The 21,382-nt window shown below is 64.6% G+C and carries 19 protein-coding genes; 11 read left to right on the top strand and 8 right to left on the bottom strand.

The window, feature by feature from the left end; all coding sequences use genetic code 11:
• The first annotated feature begins 205 nt into the window (after positions 1-205).
• Both ACIPZG_RS25235 and ACIPZG_RS25240 read left to right on the top strand, forming a co-directional pair.
• Positions 206-1,036, top strand: a complete 831-nt coding sequence (locus tag ACIPZG_RS25235; protein WP_400717971.1) for an alpha/beta fold hydrolase — start codon at positions 206-208, stop codon at positions 1,034-1,036.
• A 199-nt stretch (positions 1,037-1,235) separates the two neighbouring features.
• Complete coding sequence (locus ACIPZG_RS25240; RefSeq protein WP_008094609.1) at positions 1,236-2,015, top strand: TSUP family transporter; 780 nt, start codon at positions 1,236-1,238, stop codon at positions 2,013-2,015.
• Here ACIPZG_RS25240 and nudC read toward each other — a convergent pair.
• Entirely contained in the window at positions 1,983-2,813 is an 831-nt protein-coding gene (gene nudC / locus ACIPZG_RS25245) for an NAD(+) diphosphatase (RefSeq protein ID WP_400717973.1), read from the bottom strand. The two genes, ACIPZG_RS25240 and nudC, sit on opposite strands and share 33 nt — an antisense overlap.
• Before the next feature lie 35 nt (positions 2,814-2,848).
• Complete coding sequence (locus ACIPZG_RS25250) at positions 2,849-3,661, bottom strand: crotonase/enoyl-CoA hydratase family protein (protein WP_400717975.1); 813 nt, start codon at positions 3,659-3,661, stop codon at positions 2,849-2,851.
• A 150-nt stretch (positions 3,662-3,811) separates the two neighbouring features.
• On the opposite strand from ACIPZG_RS25250, the gene nhaB reads away from it, so the two are divergent.
• The 4 genes from nhaB to ACIPZG_RS25270 all read left to right on the top strand — a co-directional run bounded on the left by nhaB (position 3,812) and on the right by ACIPZG_RS25270 (position 7,672).
• Positions 3,812-5,314, top strand: coding sequence for a sodium/proton antiporter NhaB (gene nhaB, locus ACIPZG_RS25255; protein WP_400717977.1), 1,503 nt, complete (start codon positions 3,812-3,814; stop codon positions 5,312-5,314).
• A gap of 85 nt (positions 5,315-5,399) precedes the next feature.
• Positions 5,400-6,035 carry a dihydrofolate reductase family protein gene (locus ACIPZG_RS25260; protein WP_400717979.1) on the top strand — a complete coding sequence of 212 codons (636 nt, stop codon included), beginning with the start codon at positions 5,400-5,402 and terminating at the stop codon, positions 6,033-6,035.
• A 72-nt stretch (positions 6,036-6,107) separates the two neighbouring features.
• Entirely contained in the window at positions 6,108-6,671 is a 564-nt protein-coding gene (locus tag ACIPZG_RS25265; protein WP_400717981.1) for a lipocalin family protein, read from the top strand.
• Positions 6,672-6,715: 44 nt separating this feature from the next.
• Positions 6,716-7,672 (top strand): ribonuclease Z, encoded by a 957-nt coding sequence (locus ACIPZG_RS25270; protein ID WP_400717984.1) that lies wholly within the window; start codon positions 6,716-6,718, stop codon positions 7,670-7,672.
• Between the two features lie 25 nt (positions 7,673-7,697).
• Here ACIPZG_RS25270 and ACIPZG_RS25275 read toward each other — a convergent pair whose 3' ends face one another.
• Together ACIPZG_RS25275 and ACIPZG_RS25280 are read right to left on the bottom strand one after the other, a co-directional pair.
• Positions 7,698-8,981, bottom strand: coding sequence for a Zn-dependent hydrolase (locus ACIPZG_RS25275; RefSeq protein ID WP_400717986.1), 1,284 nt, complete (start codon positions 8,979-8,981; stop codon positions 7,698-7,700).
• A 12-nt stretch (positions 8,982-8,993) separates the two neighbouring features.
• A complete protein-coding gene (locus ACIPZG_RS25280) occupies positions 8,994-10,505 on the bottom strand; it encodes an NCS1 family nucleobase:cation symporter-1 (RefSeq protein WP_400717989.1) in 1,512 nt (503 codons plus the stop codon).
• A 617-nt stretch (positions 10,506-11,122) separates the two neighbouring features.
• Between ACIPZG_RS25280 and hydA the strand changes: the two genes are divergently transcribed.
• From hydA to preA, 3 genes are all read left to right on the top strand, one after another.
• Positions 11,123-12,562, top strand: coding sequence for a dihydropyrimidinase (gene hydA, locus ACIPZG_RS25285; protein WP_400717991.1), 1,440 nt, complete (start codon positions 11,123-11,125; stop codon positions 12,560-12,562).
• 142 nt (positions 12,563-12,704) lie between these two features.
• On the top strand, positions 12,705-14,072 hold the full coding sequence (locus ACIPZG_RS25290; protein ID WP_400717994.1) for an NAD(P)-dependent oxidoreductase: 1,368 nt from the start codon (positions 12,705-12,707) through the stop codon (positions 14,070-14,072).
• Entirely contained in the window at positions 14,073-15,347 is a 1,275-nt protein-coding gene (gene preA / locus ACIPZG_RS25295; RefSeq protein ID WP_400717996.1) for an NAD-dependent dihydropyrimidine dehydrogenase subunit PreA, read from the top strand. It begins immediately after the preceding gene.
• Between the two features lie 127 nt (positions 15,348-15,474).
• Here the strand turns inward: preA and ACIPZG_RS25300 are convergent, their stop codons facing one another.
• Positions 15,475-16,095 carry a TetR/AcrR family transcriptional regulator gene (locus tag ACIPZG_RS25300; RefSeq protein ID WP_008090154.1) on the bottom strand — a complete coding sequence of 207 codons (621 nt, stop codon included), beginning with the start codon at positions 16,093-16,095 and terminating at the stop codon, positions 15,475-15,477.
• 160 nt (positions 16,096-16,255) lie between these two features.
• On the opposite strand from ACIPZG_RS25300, the gene ACIPZG_RS25305 reads away from it, so the two are divergent.
• Entirely contained in the window at positions 16,256-16,528 is a 273-nt protein-coding gene (locus tag ACIPZG_RS25305) for an HU family DNA-binding protein (protein ID WP_400717999.1), read from the top strand.
• Here ACIPZG_RS25305 and ACIPZG_RS25310 read toward each other — a convergent pair.
• The 3 genes from ACIPZG_RS25310 to gnd form a co-directional block, all read right to left on the bottom strand.
• Positions 16,521-18,329 carry a glycoside hydrolase family 15 protein gene (locus ACIPZG_RS25310; protein WP_400718001.1) on the bottom strand — a complete coding sequence of 603 codons (1,809 nt, stop codon included), beginning with the start codon at positions 18,327-18,329 and terminating at the stop codon, positions 16,521-16,523. The two genes, ACIPZG_RS25305 and ACIPZG_RS25310, sit on opposite strands and share 8 nt — an antisense overlap.
• Before the next feature lie 121 nt (positions 18,330-18,450).
• Positions 18,451-19,956 (bottom strand): glucose-6-phosphate dehydrogenase, encoded by a 1,506-nt coding sequence (gene zwf / locus ACIPZG_RS25315; RefSeq protein ID WP_400718003.1) that lies wholly within the window; start codon positions 19,954-19,956, stop codon positions 18,451-18,453.
• Positions 19,953-20,936 (bottom strand): phosphogluconate dehydrogenase (NAD(+)-dependent, decarboxylating), encoded by a 984-nt coding sequence (gene gnd / locus ACIPZG_RS25320; protein ID WP_400718005.1) that lies wholly within the window; start codon positions 20,934-20,936, stop codon positions 19,953-19,955. Before gnd ends, zwf begins: the two co-directional genes overlap by 4 nt.
• Positions 20,937-21,139: 203 nt before the next feature.
• On the opposite strand from gnd, the gene ACIPZG_RS25325 reads away from it, so the two are divergent.
• Complete coding sequence (locus ACIPZG_RS25325; RefSeq protein WP_008089955.1) at positions 21,140-21,307, top strand: DUF6026 family protein; 168 nt, start codon at positions 21,140-21,142, stop codon at positions 21,305-21,307.
• Positions 21,308-21,382: the final 75 nt, after the last annotated feature.

Below are 21,382 nucleotides of genomic sequence, written 5' to 3' on the forward strand. Positions count from 1 at the left end.
GCTTCGATGGCAGACAGCTTGAACTGCTTGGAATACTTGGTCATGTAAAACACCCCGGTGTTGGATGGGTGTCCAACATCCGGGGCGCAGTTCAGGTACCTGTAGGAGCGGATTTATCCGCGATGAGGCCAGTACTGACAACCCAAGAATCTCTCCTATTCTCAATAGCTCACTTGGCAATCCCCTGCACAGAGGAGACGCGACGATGAGCTACATAACAACGAAGGATGGCGTTCAGATCTTCTACAAGGACTGGGGCCCGCGCGATGCGCAGGTCATCCACTTCCACCACGGCTGGCCACTGAGTGCCGACGACTGGGACGCGCAGATGCTGTTCTTCCTGGGCCAAGGGTTCCGGGTCGTCGCCCATGATCGCCGTGGCCATGGCCGCTCCAGCCAGGTGTGGGACGGCCACGACATGGACCACTATGCCGACGACGTGGCCGCCGTGGTCGAGCACCTGGGGACACAGGGCGCGGTGCATGTCGGCCACTCCACCGGCGGCGGCGAAGTGGTGCGCTATATGGCCCGCTACCCGGGCGACAAAGTGGCCAAGGCGGTACTGATCGCCGCCGTGCCCCCGCTGATGGTGCAGACCCCAGGCAACCCCGGCGGCCTGCCCAAATCGGTGTTCGACGGTTTCCAGGCCCAGGTGGCCAGCAACCGTGCGCAGTTCTACCGCGATGTCCCGACCGGGCCGTTCTATGGCTACAACCGGCCGGGTGTCGAAGCGTCGGAAGGCATCATCGGCAACTGGTGGCGACAAGGCATGATCGGCAGTGCCAAGGCCCATTACGACGGGATCGTGGCGTTTTCCCAGACCGACTTCACCGAAGACCTCAAGCGCATCCAGCAGCCGGTGCTGGTGATGCATGGCGATGATGACCAGATCGTGCCCTATGAGAACTCCGGGCCGTTGTCGGCCAAGTTGCTGCCCAATGGCACGCTGAAGACCTACAAGGGTTTCCCGCATGGCATGCCGACTACCCATGCCGATGTGATCAATGCGGATTTGCTGGCGTTCATCCGTAGTTGAAGGTTGTTCGTACCGGCCCTATCGCCGGCAAGCCGGCTCCCACAGGAACCGCACCGGACCCGAGAACAGTGGGGTACCTGTGGGAGCCGGCTTGCCGGCGATAGGGCCGGCGCTGGCAACGCAAGCCTCCCAGGATTACCATGCCCGTCTCTAGCGCGGCAGTTTGCCGCACCCCTGCCTCCCAGCCTGCCAGAACCCAATGCCCTTCGAACTCACCGTTGAACCCCTCACCCTGCTGATCCTCGCCCTGGTCGCCTTCGTCGCCGGTTTCATCGATGCCATCGCTGGCGGAGGTGGCTTGCTCACGACCCCGGCGCTGCTCACCGCCGGCATGCCACCGCACCTGGTGCTGGGCACCAACAAGCTCAGCTCGACGTTCGGCTCGGCCACCGCCGGCTTCACCTACTACAAGCGCAAACTGTTCCACCCGGCGCAGTGGCGCCCGGCGTTGCTCGCCACCCTGCTCGGCGCACTGCTCGGCGCTACGATCGCCCACTACCTGCCGGCCGAGTGGCTGAACAAGATGCTGCCGGTGGTGGTCTTCGCCTGCGGCCTCTACTTGCTGTTCGGCGGCACGCCCAAGGCGCCACTGGATGCCGACGCACCGATCAAGAAGAAATGGCAGTTCCCGCAGGGCTTCAGCCTGGGCTTCTACGACGGCGTGGCCGGCCCCGGCACCGGCGCGTTCTGGACCGTGAGCACGCTGCTGCTCTACCCCATCGACCTGGTCCGCGCCAGCGGTGTGGCGCGCAGCATGAACTTCGTCAGCAACATTGCGGCGCTGACGGTGTTCATCATTTCCGGGCAGGTGGATTACATCGTCGGCCTGTGCATGGGCCTGTCGGTGATGGTCGGCGCCTTCTTCGGCGCACGCACGGCGATCAGTGGCGGCAGCAAGTTCATCCGCCCGGTGTTCATCACCGTGGTGCTGGCGTTGACCGTGCGTTTAGTTTGGCAGCACTGGTTCGGCCAGGCCTAGGCGGCGGGCCACATAAAGGTCGATCAGGTAGCGGGCAATGGAGCGCCCCGCCGGCAGCGGCGGCAGGTCGTGCACGCTGAACCACTTGGCGTCCTCGATCTCGTCCGGCTGCATGACGATCTCGCCGCCGGCGTATTCGGCATGGAAGCCCAGCATCATCGAGTGCGGGAACGGCCAGCACTGGCTGCCCACGTACTGGATGTTGCGCACCTCGATCGCCACCTCTTCGCGCACCTCGCGCACCAGGCAGTCCTCGGCCGACTCGCCAGGTTCGGCAAAGCCGGCCAGGGTGCTGTAGACGCCAGTGACGAAGCGGGGCGAACGGGCCAGCAGAATGTCGTCGCCACGGGTCACCAGCACGATCATGCTCGGTGAAATGCGGGGGTAGCTGCGCAGGTCGCAGGGCTGGCAGTACATGGCCCGCTCCCAGTGGATCTGCGTCATCGGCTGGCCGCAGCTGCCGCAGAAACGGTGCTCGCGGGCCCAGGTGCCGATCTGCGCGGCGTAGCCGAGCACTTTGAAGGTGTCGAAGTCGCCCTCGAGCATGAAGGCACGCAGGCCACGCCAGCTGCAACCCGGCAGCTCGCTGGCGCTGCGCAGTTCGAGCAGGAACACCGGCTCGCCGTCGAAGTGGCCGATGCCGTGCTCGCACAACAGGTCCAGGTCCTGGCGCTTGAGCCAGTCGCGGGAGAACAGCGCGCCGTTGGCGTCCACCAGAAACCCTTCCGGGCTGCGGGCGACGGCCCAGCCCCCGGTGATCTGCGGGTCGAGTACTGCGGTAGTCCAGCGTGCTGACATGTCGGGGTTCCTTGACTGCGCGTCCCCCGGCCCAGTCAGTCGGCGAACGTCGGTTTCTGTTTGCTCATGTGCGCCGCCACGGCCACGCGCAGGTCTTCGGACTGCAGCATCGCGGCGTTCCAGGTGGCGATGTAGTCCAGGCCATCATCGATGCGGTGGTCACGCATGTAGTCGAGCATCTGCTTGGTGCCCGCCACGGCGATCGGCGATTTTGCGGCAATCTCGCGGGCGATGGCAAAGACCGCGTCGAGCAGGGCCGCCTGATCATCATAGACCCGGTTGACCAGGCCAATGCGCAGTGCCTCGTCGGCCTCGACGTTACGCCCGGTGAAGGCCAGCTCGCGCATGATGCCGTCGCCGATGATGCGTGGCAAACGTTGCAGAGTGCCGACATCGGCGGCCATGCCCATGTCGATTTCCTTGATCGAGAATTGCGCATCGCGGCTGCAGTAGCGCATGTCACAGGCCGAGATCAGATCGATGGCACCGCCGATGCAATACCCCTGGACCGCCGCCAGCACCGGCTTGCGGCAATTGTCCACGGCATTGAACGACGCCTGCATGCGCAGGATGGTGCGCCGCAGCAGGCGCGCATTGCGGCCCACGTCCTTGCCCATCTGGCCGGCCAGCGAGGCTAGCATCATCAGGTCGATACCGGCAGAGAAGTGCTTGCCCGCGCCACTGATGACCACGGCGCGCACGACATCGGTGTCGTCGATCCACTGGAAGATGGTGACGATTTCCTCCCAGAACGCAGCGTTCATCGCGTTGATCTTTTCCGGGCGGTTGATCTGTACATGGGCGATGTTGTCGGTCAGTTCGACCTTGAATGCGCTGTACTCGGTCACGGGCGGCACTCCTGTGGCAAAAAAGGTTTTGAGCGCTGGATGGTAACCCAGGCCGATGGCCGCACTTGTGCCAAAAACGGGACTGTTTGCCTTGCCTGCGAGACGCTGATCAGGCACCTTGCGCGCTCGAATCATAAGGATACAAATTATATGTCACGCTCCCTGACCGGCGCCCTGGCCAACAGTTTTCTCGGCCAGTCGCCGCTTTGGTACAAGGCGGTCATCTGCCTGTTTCTGATCCTCAACCCGTTGCTGCTGGTCAGCGTTGGCCCGGTGGCCGCGGGCTGGGCACTGGTGATCGAGTTCATCTTCACCTTGGGGATGGCCCTCAAATGCTACCCCTTGATGCCGGGCGGCCTGTTGCTGGTCGAGGCGCTGCTGCTGAAGATGACCACGCCCCAGGCCCTGTACGACGAGCTGCTGCATAACTTCCCGGTGATCCTGCTGCTGATGTTCATGGTGGCGGGCATTCACTTCATGAAGGAGCTGCTGCTGTTCCTGTTCTCGCGGATTCTGCTCGGGGTGCGCTCGAAGGCGCTGCTGGCACTGCTGTTCTGTGTGCTGTCGGCCTTTCTCTCGGCGTTCCTCGACGCCTTGACCGTGACCGCCGTGATCATCAGCGCCGCCGTGGGCTTCTACGCGGTCTACCACCGCGTCGCCTCCAATGCCAACCCGCGCGAGGAAAGCGCGCTGGACAGCGACCAGCAGATCGAACAACTGCACCGTGAAGACCTCGACCAGTTCCGCGCGTTCCTGCGCAGCCTGCTGATGCACGGCGCGGTCGGTACCGCCCTGGGCGGTGTGTGCACCTTGGTGGGCGAGCCGCAGAACCTGCTGATCGGCCACGAAATGGGTTGGCACTTCGCCGACTTCTTCCAGCAGGTTGCTCCGGTCTCGCTGCCCGTGCTCGGCGCGGGCCTTGTGACCTGCGTGCTGCTGGAGAAACTGCGCCTGTTCGGCTACGGCACGCTGATGCCGGACCGCGTGCGCCAGGTGCTGGCCACCTACGCCGCCGAGGACGATGCCGCGCGCACTCAGGCGCAGCGCGTGGCGCTGTGGGTACAAGGCATCGCCGCGCTGATCCTGATCGTCTGCCTGGGCCTGCACATTGCCGAAGTCGGCCTGATCGGCCTGCTGGTGATCGTGCTGATCACCGCCTTCACCGGCATCACCGACGAGCATCGCCTGGGCCGGGCGTTCCAGGACGCCATGCCGTTCACCGCGCTGCTGGTGGTGTTCTTCGCGGTGGTGGCGGTGATCCACCAGCAGCAGCTGTTCAGCCCGCTGATCGCCTGGGTGCTGGCCCTGCCTGCCGAGCAGCAGCCGGGCATGCTGTACCTGGCCAACGGCTTGCTGTCGGCGATCAGCGACAACGTGTTCGTCGCCACCATCTACATCACCGAGGTGAAGCAGGCATTTCTCAATGGCGGCATGAGCCGCGAGCACTTCGAGACGCTGGCGGTGGCGATCAATACCGGCACCAACCTGCCCAGCGTGGCCACCCCCAATGGCCAGGCTGCGTTCCTGTTCCTGCTGACCTCGGCGATCGCGCCACTGATCCGCCTGTCGTACGGGCGGATGGTGTGGATGGCCCTGCCCTACACGGTGGTCATGGGTGGCCTGGGATGGTGGGCGGTGACCTACTGGCTGTAAATGCGTCGGCGTTGTCGAAACGCCGCCGCGCCGTTCGACCAGGGACAGGGCCTGTACACCGCAGGCCATCCCTGGAGAACCCACCATGCGCAAGCTCATCGTTGCCGCCTTCATCAGTCTCGACGGCGTCATGCAGGCCCCCGGCGGCCCGCAGGAAGATACCAGCGGCAGCTTCACCTACGGCGGCTGGATCGTACCCTACGCCGAGGAAGTCTTCGGCCAGGCCATGCAGGCGCTGTTCAGCCAACCCTTCGAGCTGCTGCTGGGCCGGCGCACCTACGACATCTTCGCCGGCTACTGGCCGAAGGTGAAAGGCAACTCGGAAGACTTCTCCATCGCCGACCTGTTCAACCGCGTGGCCAAGCATGTCGCGACCCATTCGCCCGGCACACTCGACTGGCACAACAGCCATCCCCTGGGCACGGACGTGACCGCTGCCGTGCGCAGGCTCAAGCAGCAAGACGGCGCGGCGCTGCTGACCCAGGGCAGTGCCGAACTGGTCCAGCAACTGTTGGCAGCCGGCCTGGTGGATGAACTGCAATTGCTGATCCACCCTTTGCTGCTCGGCCACGGCAAACGCCTGTTCGGTAGCGATGCCGCCGCGGCAGCCTTCACCCTGCAGCACTCGCAGGTGTCGCCCAAGGGCGTGGTGATTGCCCGCTACGTGCGCGCGGGCGAGGTGCAGACCGGCTCGTTCGACCTGCCGCCTGACGAAGCGTGATTCCATACAACTTTTGCAGCGTACGCGCATCGAAACACAGGTAGGCCCACATCCGCTTCCAGGAGGTTCGCCATGGCGATACGCACCGCGTTGATCCTTTCCTGCATGACGCTGGCCGTTGCTGGCTGCGTCGGTTCGAGCGACGAACATCGCTCGCCCCCCACCACCCAGCAGGTCGACCTGCAACGCTACCAGGGCACCTGGTACGAGCTGGCGCGCCTGCCGATGTTCTTCCAGCGCAATTGCGTGCAGTCCGAAGCACACTACGGATTGCGCGAAGATGGCCGCATCGACGTGAACAACCGCTGCAAGGAAAAGGACGGGCAGTGGAACCAGGCCCAGGGCGTCGCCGAGGCCCAGCAGCCGGGCAAGACCGACAAGCTCTGGGTGCGGTTCGACAACTGGTTCAGCCGCCTGGCACCCGAGATGACCAAGGGCGAATACTGGGTGCTCTACCATGACAAGGATTACCGCGTGGCGCTGGTCGGCCACCCCAACCGCGAGTACCTGTGGCTGTTGTCGCGCACGCCGGCGATCACCGACCAGACCCGCGAGCAGTTGCTGACCCTCGCGCAAAAGCAGGGCTATGACACCCGCAAGCTGATCTGGCGCCAGGAGGACCTCGCCACGCCCTGACAACCGGGCTACTGTGTAGGCCCGCAACTTCCGGAGCCCAGGCATTGGACCTGCAGTTTCTCGGCACCTCGGCCGGGGTGCCCACCCAGGTGCGCAACGTCAGCGCCACCGCCGTCATCGAAGCCAGTGGCCGCCACTGGTACCTGGTGGACTGCGGCGAGGGCACCCAGCACCAGCTGCTGCGCACCCCGCTTTCCATGCGCGACCTGCGTGCCATCTTCATCACCCATGTGCACGGCGATCACTGCTTCGGCCTGCCAGGGCTGCTGGCCAGCGCCAGCATGAGCGGGCGCACGCAACCGCTGGACCTGATCCTGCCCGCCGCGCTGCATGATTGGGTACGCCTGAGCCTGGCAGCAAGTGACACCTATCTGTCGTTCGAGCTGCGCTTGTTGGCTGTCGAAGGCTTCGAAGGGTGGCGCAGCGACACGGTCATGGTCGACACCGTGGCGCTGTCGCACCGGGTGCCGAGCGTCGGTTTCGTGTTCACCGAAATCAACCCCGAACCGCGACTGGATGTGCAACGCCTGGATGCCGAAGGGATTGCGCGCGGACCACTGTGGGGGGCCCTGGCCAAGGGCGAGACGGTAGAGCATGCCGGGCGTGTTCTGCATGGCCACGATTACCTGCGGGCGTCGCGCCCGGCGCGGCGGGTGATCGTCTGCGGCGACAACGACAACCCCGAGCTGCTGGCCGAGGTGGCCAGGGACGCAGATGTGCTGGTGCATGAAGCGACCTTCACCCAAGCGGTCATCGAGCGTACCGGCATCTCCTTTGGCCACAGCTGCGCGGCCGCCGTGGCGCGGTTCGCCGAAACGGCCGGCGTGCGCAACCTGGTGCTGACCCACTTCAGTGCCCGCTACCAGCCCGACCCGCGGCGCAGCCCGTGCATCGATGAGGTGCGCCTGGAAGCGCAGGCCCACTACAACGGCCACCTGACCCTGGCCCAGGACCTGCAGCGTTATCACCTCGGGCGTGAGGGGGACCTGCTGCCGGTATAAGCAGGCCCCCTAGCCTTGCGGATAGCTAGGCAGCCAAGCGCCCGTTGGCGATTGCCTCCGACGCTGCCAGCATCGCCCGCAACAACACCGCACACCCCGCCGCCAGGTCTTGCGGCGTGGCGTTCTCGATCTCGTTGTGGCTGATGCCGTTCTCGCAGGGCACGAAGATCATCCCCGCCGGCCCCATTTCGGCCAGGAAGATCGCGTCATGCCCCGCCCCGCTGACGATGTCCATGTGCGGCAAGCCCAGGGTGCGCGCCGAATCGCGCACGGCATCGACGCAACCACGGTCGAAGTACAGCGCCGGGAAATCGGCCGTGGGAATCAGCTCGTGGGTGAGGCCATGCTTGGCACAGGTCGCCTCGATCACCGCGCGCACGTCTTTGATCATCGAATCCAGCCGGTCGCCCTCCAGGTGGCGGAAATCCAGGGTCATGCGCACCTCGCCCGGTATCACGTTGCGCGAACCCGGATAGGCCTGCAGGCAACCTACGGTGCCGCAGGCATGCGGCTGATGGCCGAGCGCTGCCCGGTTGACCGCCTCGACCACCGCCGCAGCGCCGACCAGGGCGTCCTTGCGCAGGTGCATCGGCGTCGGGCCGGCATGGGCTTCGACGCCACGCAGGGTCAGGTCGAACCACTTCTGGCCCAGTGCCCCCAGCACCACGCCGATGGTCTTGGCCTGGTCTTCGAGGATCGGCCCCTGTTCGATATGCGCTTCGAAGTAAGCCCCCACCGGGTGGCCGAGCACCGCACGCTGGCCGGCATAGCCGATGGCATTGAGGGCCTCGCCCATGCTGATCCCCTGGGCGTCGCGCTTGGCCAGAGTTTCCTCCAGGGTGAACTTGCCGGCGAATACGCCCGAGCCCATCATGCACGGCGCAAAGCGAGAGCCTTCTTCGTTGGTCCACACCACCACTTCCAGCGGGGCTTCGGTTTCGATGCCCAGGTCGTTGAGGGTGCGGATCACTTCCAGGCCCGCCATCACCCCGAAGCAGCCATCGAACTTGCCGCCGGTGGGCTGGGTGTCGATGTGGCTGCCGGTCATCACGGGCGGCAGCTTGGGGTTGCGGCCCGGGCGGCGGGCGAAGATGTTGCCCACCGCATCGACGCTGACGCTGCAGCCAGCGGCTTCGCACCACTCGACGAACAGGTCGCGGGCCTGGCGGTCGAGGTCGGTCAGGGCCAGGCGGCATACGCCGCCCTTGGCGGTGGCGCCAAGGCGCGCCAGGTCCATCAGCGATTGCCACAGGCGGGCGCTGTCGACATGGTGGTCGGTGGATTGCAGGACATGCTGGGCTGGGGTCATTGGATTGTCTCCTCAGGCGTTTTTGTTATCTGCATTCATCTTCGGATTCTGCGCTGCAAGGTCGGGCCTCATCGCCATGCCCCCCAGGGCGTAGTACAACGCGCCCCCGAGCAGCGAGCCGGTAAACCAGCCATAGTCGTAGAACCAGCTGAAACTGCTGTTGCCAATGGCCATCACCGTCAGCGTCACCGGCACGCCGAAGGCGGCAAAGCCCGCCCAGTTCCAGGCTGGGTAGACGTCGTCGCGGTACAACCCGGCCAGGTCCAGCTTCTGCCGACGGATCAGGAAGTAGTCCACCACCATGATCCCGGCAATCGGCCCGAGCAGGCTGGAGTAACCCAGCAGCCAGTTGGAATAGACACTCTCAAGGCTCAGGTCGGACACGATCCAGCCAAGCTTCTTCAGCAGCTCGTGGCCCATCAGCGCCATGCCGATGAAACCCGTCAGCCACACCGCGCGGTTGCGCCCGATCAGGCGCGGGGCGATGTTCTGGAAGTCGTTGGTCGGCGACACGATGTTGGCCGCGGTGTTGGTCGACAGCGTGGCGATCACGATCAGCGCCATGGCCAACGCCACCCAGCCCGGGTTCTGGATCTTGCCGATCAGGCTCACCGGATCCGACACCGTTTCGCCCACCAGCGACGCCGAGGCGGCAGTCATCACCACACCCAGCGCAGCGAACAGGAACATGGTCAGCGGCAGGCCGAAGATTTGCCCGAGGATCTGGTCCTTCTGACTTTTGGCATAGCGGCTGAAGTCCGGGATGTTCAGCGAAAGCGTGGCCCAGAAGCCGACCATCGCCGTGAGCCCGGCGCAGAAGTAACTGACCACGCTCGCCCCTTCCGGACGCTTGGGCGGCTGGGCCAGCAACTCGGTCATCGACATGTGCGGCAAGGCCCAGAACAGCAGGCCAAAGCCCACGGCCACCAGCAGCGGCGCCGACAACGTCTCAAGCCATTTGATCGACTCCGCGCCGCGCAGCACCACCCACAGGTTGAGCGCCCAGAACACCATGAAGCCGATCACTTCACCGGTGCCGCCCAGGGCTTTCCACTCATCGAAGATCGACCCCAGGAACAGGTGGATGGCCAAGCCGCCGAACATGGTCTGGATGCCGAACCAGCCACAGGCGACCACCGCGCGAATCAGGCAAGGCACGTTGGACCCGAGGATGCCGAACGAGGACCGCAGCAGCACGGGGAACGGTATGCCGTACTTGGTGCCGGGGAAGGCATTGAGCGTCAGCGGGATCAGGACGATCAGGTTGGCCAGCAGGATCGCCAGCAGCGCCTCGCCCACGCTCAAGCCGAAGTAGGCCGTGAGTACCCCGCCAAGGGTGTAGGTGGGCACGCAGATGGACATGCCCACCCACAGCGCGGTGATGTGCCATTTGTTCCAGGTGCGCTGGTGCACCTTGGTCGGCGCGATGTCGTGGTTGTAGCGTGGGCTGTCGAGCACGTCACTGCCCGCCGACAGCTCGAACAGGCCATCCTGCTCGATCACTTCCGATCTGCTCTGTTGCATGGGGCCTTCTCCAGATTTTTCTAATTGTTCGCTCATCGGGCTAATGCGATGGCCGGAGTCTCTACACCACCAGTACTGCACCTCCGGTCCGGCCTGGCGGTTGTGGCCGTACTCAATTTGCGTGCCGGGTTGGCCTGGGCCTACCCCGCCGGCCGCCGCCGACTGGAGGTAATCAACTGATCTGCAAGGCTTTCAACTGCGCCAGGCAAAGGCACGCTGATGCCCTCGCCGGGTGTTCGCGCCGCCCTGGGCCGGCCCTGGCCCCCACACCCGGTTTCACCTTGGTGCAGCCTGGTTTTTCAGTGGCGCGGCCAGCGCCTCGAAGCCAGGATTCAAGCAGCTGATTTTGCATGGAAAATCTTGACCAATTTGGCATCTTGTCAAGTGCGTCAAAATGGTGAACGGCCTCACCATTTTGGTGATCTGTATAAAATTGCTATAAATATCAATTAGTTATGAAAGTTATAAGCTCATAAATTATTTTCTTGATCAATCCATAATCAGCAACTAGATTCCATTCTTGTCAGGTCTGACAGGATTGAAATCCATCCTCCAGCCACTGGCGCATAACAATTTCAAGAACCGGCCCAGACCGGTCAGCCTGCGAGGAAGACGGCATGTCCCTGTTGATCCGTGGCGCCACCGTGGTAACCCACGAAGAGAGCTATACCGCTGATGTCCTGTGTGTCGATGGCCAGATCCGCGCCATTGGCAAAGACCTCGAACCGCCCACCGACTGCGAGATCCTCGACGGCAGCGGCCAGTACCTGATGCCCGGCGGCATCGATCCGCACACCCACATGCAGTTGCCCTTCATGGGCACCGTGGCCAGCGAAGACTTCTTCAGCGGCACCGCCGCGGGGTTGGCCGGCGGCACCACCTCGATCATCGACTTCGTCATCCCCAACCCGCAGCAGTCACTGATGGAAGCCTTCCACACCTGGCGTGGCTGGGCGCAGAAGAGCGCGTCCGACTATGGCTTCCACGTCGCCATCACCTGGTGGAGCGAGCAGGTGGCCGAGGAAATGGGCGAGCTGGTGACCCAGCACGGGGTCAACAGCTTCAAGCACTTCATGGCCTACAAGAACGCCATCATGGCCGCCGACGACACCCTGGTGGCCAGCTTCGAGCGCTGCCTGCAGCTGGGCGCGGTGCCCACCGTGCATGCCGAGAACGGCGAGCTGGTCTACCACCTGCAACAGAAACTGCTCGCGCAAGGGATGACCGGCCCGGAAGCACACCCGCTGTCACGCCCCTCGCAAGTCGAAGGCGAGGCCGCCAGCCGCGCCATCCGCATCGCCGAAACCATCGGCACGCCGCTGTACGTGGTGCACATCTCCAGCCGCGAAGCGCTGGATGAAATCAGCTATGCCCGTGCCAAGGGCCAGCCGGTGTACGGCGAAGTGCTGCCCGGTCACCTGCTGATCGACGACAGCGTCTACCGCCACCCGGACTGGTCCACTGCCGCCGGCTACGTGATGAGCCCACCGTTCCGCCCGCGCGAACACCAGGAAGCGCTGTGGCGTGGCCTGCAGTCGGGCAACCTGCACACCACCGCCACCGACCACTGCTGCTTCTGCGCCGAACAGAAAGCCATGGGGCGCAACGACTTCAGCCGTATTCCCAACGGCACGGCCGGCATCGAAGACCGCATGGCGGTGCTGTGGGATGCGGGGGTCAACAGCGGGCGCCTGTCGATGCACGAGTTCGTCGCGCTGACCTCCACCAACACGGCGAAGATCTTCAACCTGTTCCCGCGCAAGGGCGCCATCCGCGTGGGGGCCGACGCCGACCTGGTGCTGTGGGACCCGCAGGGCACGCGCACGATCTCTGCGCAGACCCACCACCAGCGCGTCGACTTCAACATTTTCGAAGGCCGCACCGTGCGCGGCATTCCCAGCCACACCATCAGCCAGGGCCGCGTGGTCTGGGCCGATGGCGACCTGCGCGCGGAGCCAGGCGCAGGCCGGTATGTGGAACGTCCGGCCTACCCCTCGGTGTACGAGGTGTTGGGCCGGCGCGCCGAGCAGCAGCGCCCGACGCCCGTTCAGCGCTGAGGCCATCGCCGGCAAGCCAGCTCCCACAGGGATAGCACCGCTCTCAAGGACGTCACTGCCCCTGTGTGGGAGCCGGCTTGCCGGCGATTGGGGCGCACAGCGCCCCGCCCCAAGCCCCATGTAAAAAAGAGAGGCTACAACCGTGATCGATGCCCTGAACCACTTGCCGCGCCCCCGCGCCGGCAACGACTCGCTGGCCGAGCAATTCAGCGACCTCGCCCCGCCCCTCACCGCCCGCCAGGCCGCCGTGGAAAGCGCCCGTTGCCTGTACTGCTACGACGCCCCTTGCGTGAACGCTTGCCCGAGCGAAATCGACATCCCGTCGTTCATCCACCGCATCAGCGACGAGAACCTGCAAGGCGCCGCCGAACGCATCCTGTCGGCCAACATCCTCGGTGGCAGCTGCGCCCGCGTATGCCCCACCGAGATCCTCTGCCAGCAGGCCTGCGTGCGTAACAACGCCCAGGAATGCGCACCCGTGCTGATCGGCCAACTGCAGCGCTATGCGCTGGACAACGCAGGCTTCAGCGAACACCCGTTCCAGCGTTCACCCGCCACCGGCAAACGCATCGCCGTGGTCGGTGCCGGCCCGGCCGGGTTGTCCTGCGCCCACCGCCTGGCCATGCATGGCCATGACGTGGTGCTGTTCGAAGCCAGCGAAAAGGCCGGTGGCCTCAACGAATACGGCATCGCCCGCTACAAGCTGGTGGACGACTACGCACAGCGCGAAGTGGATTTCCTGCTGGGCATCGGCGGCATCGAAGTCCGCCACGGCCAGCGCCTGGGCAGCAACCTGGGCCTTGCCGAGTTGCGTGACCAGTACGACGCCGTGTTCCTTGGCCTTGGCCTGAACGCCGTGCGTCAGCTTGGCCTGCCGGATGAAGAAGCCCCGGGCCTGCTGGCCGCCACCGAGTACATCCGCGAACTGCGCCAGGCCGACGACCTCACGCAACTGCCACTGGCGGACCGCTGCCTGGTCATCGGCGCGGGCAACACCGCCATCGACATGGCCGTGCAGATGAGCCGCCTGGGCGCGCGCGACGTCAACCTGGTGTACCGCCGCGGCTTCGCCGACATGGGCGCCACCGGCCACGAGCAGGACATCGCCAAGGCCAACCAGGTGCGCCTGCATACCTGGGCCCGCCCCGACAGCGTGCTGCTGGACGACGACGGCCGGGTATGCGGCATGCGCTTCGCCCGCACCGAGCTTGCCGACGGCCGCCTGCGCGATACCGGGGAAACCTTCGAGCTGGCCGCCGACGCCATCTTCAAGGCCATCGGCCAACGCTTCGACGAGCAGAGCCTGAGCGATCCGCTGGCCGCCCAACTGGCCCGTGACGGCGAACGCATCCGCGTCGACGCCGACATGCGCACCAGTCTGCCGGGCGTCTACGCCGGCGGCGACTGCACCGCCCTGGGCCAGGATCTCACCGTTCAGGCCGTGCAACATGGCAAGCTGGCCGCCGAAGCCATCCATGCCCAACTCATGCTCAATGTGGAGGCAGCATAAATGGCCGATTTGTCCATTCAATTCGCCGGCATCAAGTCACCCAACCCTTTCTGGCTGGCCTCCGCCCCCCCGACCGACAAGGCCTACAACGTGGTCCGCGCCTACGAGGCCGGCTGGGGGGGCGTGGTCTGGAAAACCCTGGGCGAGGACCCGGCAGCGGTCAATGTGTCGTCGCGCTACTCGGCCCACTACGGCGCCAACCGCCAGGTGCAGGGCATCAACAACATCGAGCTGATCACCGACCGTTCGCTGGAGATCAACCTGCGCGAAATCACCCAGGTGAAGAAGGACTGGCCCGACCGTGCGCTGATCGTGTCGCTGATGGTGCCGTGCGAGGAGGAGTCCTGGAAGTTCATCCTGCCGCTGGTGGAGGCCACCGGCGCCGATGGGATCGAGCTGAACTTCGGCTGCCCGCACGGCATGCCCGAACGCGGCATGGGCGCCGCGGTCGGCCAGGTGCCGGAGTACGTGGAGATGGTCACCCGCTGGTGCAAGACCTATTGCGCGTTGCCGGTGATCGTCAAGCTCACGCCCAACATCACCGACATTCGCCAGTCGGCCCGTGCAGCCCATCGCGGTGGCGCGGATGCGGTGTCGCTGATCAACACCATCAACTCGATCACCAGCGTCGACCTCGACCGCATGGTCGCGCACCCGATCGTCGGTGATCAGAGTACCCATGGCGGGTACTGCGGCTCGGCGGTAAAACCCATCGCCTTGAACATGGTCGCCGAGATCGCCCGCGACCCGGAAACCCGTGGCCTGCCCATCTGCGGTATCGGCGGTATCGGCAACTGGCGCGATGCCGCCGAATTCATTGCCCTGGGCAGTGGCGCGGTGCAGGTGTGCACGGCGGCGATGCTGCATGGGTTCCGCATCGTCGAGGACATGAAGGACGGCCTGGCGCGATGGATGGACCAGCACGGGCACCGCAACCTGGAGGCCTTCCGCGGGCAAGCCGTGGCCCACACCACCGACTGGAAGTACCTGGACATCAACTACAAGTCGGTGGCGCATATCGACCAGGAGGCGTGCATTGGCTGCGGGCGCTGCCATATTGCCTGTGAAGATACTTCGCACCAGGCCATCGCCAGCACGCTGAAGGCGGATGGGACCCATGCCTATAGCGTGATCGAGGAAGAGTGCGTGGGGTGCAACCTGTGCCAGATTACCTGCCCGGTGGAGAACTGCATCGAGATGGTGGCGCAGGATACCGGGAAGCCTTACCTGAACTGGACGCAGGATCCGCGTAATCCCTACCGTGAGGCCAGCTGAGGATTGCCGATTTTGGGGCTGCTTTGCAGCCCTTTCGCGACACAAGGCCGCTCCTACAAGGGTTTCGCGTTCCCCTGTAGGAGCGGCCTTGTGTCGCGAAAGGGCCGCAACGCGGCCCCCTGCACTCTCAAGGCTCCAACCCAATCCCCCGCAGGATCACACAGGTCACCGTCTGCACCGCCCGCTCGAACGCCGGGTCCGACAGCGCTTCCCCGCCATTGAGCACCGTCACCTGGTAACCGAAGTCGGCATAGTGCTGGGTCGATGCCCAGATCATGTACAGCAACGCCGAAGGCTCCACCGGCAGGATGCGCCCCTCCTCCACCCAGCGGCGAATCTTGTCTTCCTTCAGTTTCGCCCAGGGCACCAGGCTTTCATCCAGGCTCACCCCCAGCACCGGCGCACCATGCAGCATCTCTTCGGCCCAGATCTTCGAGCCCAGCGGCCGCGAGCGCGAATGGCCCATCTTGGCGCGGATGTAACTGGTCAGCACCACCCGCGGGTCGTCGAAATTCTCGAAGCACAGGGCGTCCTGCTTCCACACATCCAGCAAGTCCTGCAGCACCGCGCGGAACAGGTCGTCCTTGGTGCTGAAGTAGTAATGCAGATTGGAACGCGGAAGCTCCGCCTGCTCGGCGATATCGCCCATGGAGGTGGCGCCGAAACCTTTTTCGGCGAACACCTTTTCGGCGGCCTGGAGAATCTTTTCTACATTGCGCCGACGAATCTCGATCTTGTGGTTGGCCATGGCCTGCTCAATACGCCTGAAACCTGTCAAGGCTAACAGCTTTGCAACGCCGTCGTCTCGGCATGCTCGCACAGCCCTGGGTACCTGACATTTTTGCCAGTTGCGCCCGCGACAACCCAGCCCCGACACTCATCGAACACCTCATTGCAAGGATGATCTGATGAACAAGAAAGAACTGATCCATGCCGTAGCCGAACGGGCCGAGCTGACCAAGGTCGAAGCCGGCGTCATCTTGAACGAGTTTCTGGGTGCCATTACCAGGGCCTTGGTTGCCGGGGAAAAGATCGCGCTGGTGGGTTTCGGCCAGTTCAGCGTAACCGACGTACCGAAACGACAGGGGCGCAATCCCCGGACCGGCAAGAAGATGGTCATCGCGGCGCGAAAAAAACCTGTCTTCAAAGCCGGCAAAGGGTTGAAAGACGCTGTCAGCTGAGCCCCTGGCCAACGCTGGCCCGATCCCGCACCGGGCACTGCGCCCGGTGCAGGTTCAACGCCGTATTGATGATGCCGATATGGCTGAACGCCTGGGGGAAGTTGCCCAGCATGCGACGCCCGGCCGGGTCGTACTGTTCGGCCAGCAATCCCAGGTCATTGCACAGCCCGGTCAGTTTCTCGTACAGCGCCTGCGCTTGTTGCTGACGCCCCAGCAGCACATAGACATCGGCCAACCAGAAGGAACACACCAGGAACGTCCCCTCCCCCGGCGTCAGCCCGTCACTGCAGCTGTCGCTGTCATAGCGCAACAGCAAGCCATTCTTCAGCAGCCGTTGCTCGATCTGCTCCAAGGTGCGCAAGAAGCGAGGGTCCTGTGCCGGCAGAAAGCCGGTCAGGGCAATCTGCAGCAGGCTGGCATCCAGTTCGCGTGAACCATAGGCCTGGACGAAATAGGCTCCACTGGCATCCAGCCCCTGGGCGCAGACTTCGCGGTGGATCTGATCGGCCACTTGCCGATAATGGCGACCACGCTCGCGGTCCTCTTCGGTGGTATTGGCCAGCCCTGCCGCACGGTCGAAGGCGACCCAGGCCATGACCTTGGAATGCACGAAGTGCTGGCGGGGGCCGCGCACTTCCCACAGGCCTTCGTCCGGCTCACGCCAGATACGCTCGACATAGGGCAGGATCAAACGGGCAATCGCGGCGCTTCGGGGGTGGCGCGGCAGCCCGCCCTTGATCGCCTGGGTCATGGCGTCGGCCAGTTCCCCGTAGATGTCCAGCTGGCGCTGCTCGGAAGCCGCGTTGCCGACCCGCACCGGTTGCGAGTGCTCGTAGCCGGCCAGCCACGGCAGGGTGTATTCCTGAAGGTCGCGCTCACCGGCCAAGCCGTACATGATCTGCATCTGCTCGGGGTTGCCGGCCACCGAGCGCAACAACCATTCGCGCCAGGCCTGGGCCTCGTCGAAGTAACCCAGGTTCATGAACGCCAGCAGGGTCATGGTGGCGTCGCGCAGCCAGCAGAAGCGGTAGTCCCAGTTGCGCTCGCCCCCTACCCGCTCGGGCAACGAGGTGGTGACGGCGGCGACGATGCCGCCGGTGGGGGCGTAGGTCATGGCCTTGAGGGTCAGCAACGAACGGCGCACCAGGGCGGTGTATGGCCCCACCTCCGGGCAACGGGCGGCGAACGCCTGCCACTGCTCCAGGGTGTATGTCAAAGCCTGGTCGAGGTCGCAGTCCGGTTGCACCGGCAGGTGCGAGGGCTGGTGGCGCAGGCTGAACACGTGACGTTCGCCTGCGCCCACGCCAAAGCGTGCGACCGTGTGATGGTCGCGGGCCTGCGGCGGCACGCTGCTGCACAGGATCAGGCGGTCGGGGCCGGCGACGGCGCTGAGGGTCAGGGGGTCGAGCATTTCCACCCAGGGGACGCTGCGGCCGTAATCGAAGCGCAGCACCAGGTCCATTTCGAAGTGGGTTTCGCCGGACAGGCCCTCGACGATGCGCACCACCGAGTTGACTTCGTCCAACGGCATGAAATCGAGCACACGGGCGCGACCGCTGGCGGTGACCCAGGTGGTTTCCAGTACCAGCGTGTCTTGCAGATAGCGGCGGCTGCAGTGCTCGACGGGGTCGCTGGGCGCCAGGCGCCAGCGGCCGTTTTCTTCGTTGCCCAGCAGCGATGCGAACACCGCCGGGGCGTCGAAGCGTGGCAGGCACAGCCAGTCGAGGGAGCCGTCGCGGCTGACCAGGGCGGCGCTGCGGCAGTTGCCGAGCAGGGCGTAGTCTTCGATGTGGGCGGGCATTGAAACTCCTTGGTGGGGTTGCCTGTACGGGCCTCATCGCCGGCAAGCCGGCTCCCACAGGTACACACAGACCTCGAGATCTGTTGTGGGAGCCGGCTTGCCGGCGATGAGGCCAGAACAGTCACCCCAGCTTGTGCCATTCACGCTTGTCACGGGCCAGCAGCTCATCACCGGCCTCAGGCCCATCCTCACCCGCCGGGTATTCATGCACCTCGCCCTCCTGTGCCCAGGCATCCAGAAACGGCTGCACCGCGCGCCAGCCGTTCTCGATGTTGTCGGCCCGCTGGAACAAGGTCTGGTCACCCGTCAGACAGTCATAGATCAAGGTCTCGTAGCCGGTCGCCGGGGTCATCTTGAAGAAGTCCTTGTAGGCAAAGCCCAGCTGGACATTCTCCATCACCAGCTCGGGCCCGGGCCGCTTGGCCTGCAGGTCGAACGTCATGCCCTCGTTGGGCTGGATCTGAATCTTCAGGTAGTTGGGCTTGGGCCGCTCCAGCTCCGACTCGCGAAACTGCGCATAAGGTGCCGGCTTGAAACAGATGGCGATCTCGGTGTCACGCACGCTCATGCGCTTGCCGGTGCGCAGGTAGAACGGCACCCCGGCCCAGCGCCAGTTGTCGATCATCACCTTGAGGGCAACGTAGGTTTCGGTCTGGCTGTCGGCCGCAACCCTGTCTTCCTGCCGATAGCCCGGCAGCTGTTTGCGGCCCTGCTTGCCCGCCGTGTACTGGCCACGTACCGAGTTCTTCAGGGCCATCTTCGCCGTCCACGGGCGGATGGCACCGATGACCTTGGCCTTTTCCCCACGCACGGGGTCGGCGCCAAACGCCGCGGGCGGCTCCATGGCAACCATGGCCAGCAGCTGGAACAGGTGATTGGGCACCATGTCACGCAAGGCACCGGTGTTGTCGTAGAACGCGCCACGGGTCTCGACGCCGACTGTTTCGGCAGCGGTGATCTGCACATGGTCGATGTAATGGTTGTTCCAGAACGATTCGAACAGGCCGTTGGAAAAACGGCTGACCAGGATGTTCTGTACCGTTTCCTTGCCCAGGTAATGGTCGATGCGGTAGATCTGCCGCTCGCTCATCACCTTCAACAGGCAGGCATTGAGGGCCTCGGCACTGGCCAGGTCGGTGCCGAACGGTTTTTCCACCACCACCCGGCGAAAACCGCCGCCCGACTCATCGAGCAAACCGGCCTCGCCCAAACGCTGGGCCACTTCGGGGAAGAAGCGTGGCGAAGTGGCCAGGTAGAACACGGCGTTGCCATGGCTGGTCTTGTCGATGCGCTTGGCCAGGGCCGCATAGGTAGCAGGGTCGAGGAAGTCGCCGGTCTGGTAGTCCAGACGCTTGGCCAGGCGTGCCCAGCGTTTTTCGTCCAGGCATTTGCCGGCACCCCCGCCGCCTTTGTCGCGCTCTTGCATGAACCCGTGCAGGCGCTCGGCGAAGGCCTCGGCCGTGGCGGCGTTGTGGTCGACGCCGACGATGCGCAGGTTGCGGTCGAGCAAACCGTCACGGTCCAGGTTGTACAGCGCGGGCATCAGCAAGCGCTTGACCAGGTCGCCATTGGCGCCGAACAGGAACAAGGTGCAGGGAGGCGCCGCTGGAATCGTCTGTTTTGTCATGCGTCTTTCTTCTCGACGTGGCCACCGAAGCCCAGGCGCATGGCCGAGAGGATCTTGTCGCCATACGTGCCCTGCTGCTGGCGCGAACGGAAGCGGGCGAACAGCGCGCTGGACAGCACCGGTACCGGCACGGCTTGTTCCACGGCGGCGTCGATGGTCCAACGGCCTTCGCCACTGTCGGACACCGAGCCGCTGAATTGCGCCAGCTGCGGATCGGCCACCAGGGCATCGGCGGTGAGGTCGAGCAACCATGAAGTGACCACGCTGCCGCGGCGCCACACTTCCGCGATCTCGGCCACATCGAGGTCGAAGCGCTGGTCCTCGGGCAATTGCGCGCCGCCTTTGCTGCGCAGCAGGTCGAAGCCCTCGGCGTAGGCCTGCATCAGGCCGTACTCGATCCCGTTGTGAACCATCTTCACGTAATGCCCGGCGCCTGGCGGGCCGGCATGAATATAGCCATGCTCGGCGCGCTGGTGCTCACCTTGGCGGCCGTGGGTGCGTGGGATGTCGCCCACCCCCGGTGCCAGGGCCTTGAACAGCGGTTCCAGGCGTTCGAACACGTCCTTCTCGCCGCCGATCATCATGCAGTAGCCGCGCTCAAGGCCCCAGACGCCACCTGAGGTGCCGACATCCAGGTAGTGCAACCCGCGCTTGGCCAGTTCGCTGGCGCGGCGCATGTCGTCCTTGTAGAAGGTGTTGCCGCCGTCGATGATCGCATCGCCCGGCTCCAGCAGCTCGGCCAGTTGCGCGATGGTCTGCTCGGTGGGCTCGCCTGCCGGCAACATCACCCACACCGCGCGCGGTGCCTTGAGCTTCTGCACCAGCGCGCCCAGGTCGTGGGCGCCTTGGGCGCCCTCTGCTTCCAGCCCTTTGATGGCGTCACGGTTGCGGTCATTGACCACCGTGCGGTGACCGGCGCGCATCAGGCGCCTTGCGATATTGCCGCCCATGCGGCCCAGCCCGACGATTCCCAGTTGCATGAGCCGATGCTCCCCTGTGGAAATGAATGACAACGCAGTTCAGCTTCACAGATTAGTCCAGCCCGCAGCATGAGGGTTCAGCGACGAGCGGCGAGACAACGCCAAACAAAAAAGTTCCCAAGGACGGCGAAAGAATTCAGAATGCGCCCCGCATGAAGCGACTACGCTTTTACTGTCACCAGCCAAAACCGCGAGGTGTGCTTATGGGTACCTTGATGCCTGCCACTCCAACCCAGACCCTCTATGTCTCCGTGCGCCGTGATGAGCTGCGTAAGCTGAAGGACGAACGTGATCAACTGCGCCAGCAGGTCGCTCAGTTGCACATGCTGTTGGAACAGTCGCGTTCCGGCGACAAATCCGTGAACCTTTGACCCCTTCCTCCCGTGGGAGCTGCATTGCTCCCACCCCGTCAGTTTCCGATACGCAGAAGAATCGCCACTTGACCC

The sequence above is a fragment of the Pseudomonas sp. NPDC089395 genome, assembly GCF_044749525.1.
Lineage (GTDB): Bacteria > Pseudomonadota > Gammaproteobacteria > Pseudomonadales > Pseudomonadaceae > Aquipseudomonas.

Bases quoted from the DNA above. Each gene is read 5' to 3' on its own strand.
- hydA (WP_400717991.1), top strand. From the start codon at position 11,123: ATGTCCCTGTTGATCCGTGGCGCCACCGTGGTAACCCACGAAGAGAGC.
- ACIPZG_RS25240 (WP_008094609.1), top strand. From the start codon at position 1,236: ATGCCCTTCGAACTCACCGTTGAACCCCTCACCCTGCTGATCCTCGCC.
- ACIPZG_RS25300 (WP_008090154.1), bottom strand. From the start codon at position 16,095: ATGGCCAACCACAAGATCGAGATTCGTCGGCGCAATGTAGAAAAGATT.
- nhaB (WP_400717977.1), top strand. From the start codon at position 3,812: ATGTCACGCTCCCTGACCGGCGCCCTGGCCAACAGTTTTCTCGGCCAG.
- ACIPZG_RS25280 (WP_400717989.1), bottom strand. From the start codon at position 10,505: ATGCAACAGAGCAGATCGGAAGTGATCGAGCAGGATGGCCTGTTCGAG.
- ACIPZG_RS25310 (WP_400718001.1), bottom strand. From the start codon at position 18,329: ATGCCCGCCCACATCGAAGACTACGCCCTGCTCGGCAACTGCCGCAGC.
- nudC (WP_400717973.1), bottom strand. From the start codon at position 2,813: ATGTCAGCACGCTGGACTACCGCAGTACTCGACCCGCAGATCACCGGG.
- ACIPZG_RS25305 (WP_400717999.1), top strand. From the start codon at position 16,256: ATGAACAAGAAAGAACTGATCCATGCCGTAGCCGAACGGGCCGAGCTG.
- preA (WP_400717996.1), top strand. From the start codon at position 14,073: ATGGCCGATTTGTCCATTCAATTCGCCGGCATCAAGTCACCCAACCCT.
- ACIPZG_RS25325 (WP_008089955.1), top strand. From the start codon at position 21,140: ATGGGTACCTTGATGCCTGCCACTCCAACCCAGACCCTCTATGTCTCC.
- ACIPZG_RS25275 (WP_400717986.1), bottom strand. From the start codon at position 8,981: ATGACCCCAGCCCAGCATGTCCTGCAATCCACCGACCACCATGTCGAC.
- ACIPZG_RS25260 (WP_400717979.1), top strand. From the start codon at position 5,400: ATGCGCAAGCTCATCGTTGCCGCCTTCATCAGTCTCGACGGCGTCATG.
- zwf (WP_400718003.1), bottom strand. From the start codon at position 19,956: ATGACAAAACAGACGATTCCAGCGGCGCCTCCCTGCACCTTGTTCCTG.
- ACIPZG_RS25235 (WP_400717971.1), top strand. From the start codon at position 206: ATGAGCTACATAACAACGAAGGATGGCGTTCAGATCTTCTACAAGGAC.
- gnd (WP_400718005.1), bottom strand. From the start codon at position 20,936: ATGCAACTGGGAATCGTCGGGCTGGGCCGCATGGGCGGCAATATCGCA.
- ACIPZG_RS25265 (WP_400717981.1), top strand. From the start codon at position 6,108: ATGGCGATACGCACCGCGTTGATCCTTTCCTGCATGACGCTGGCCGTT.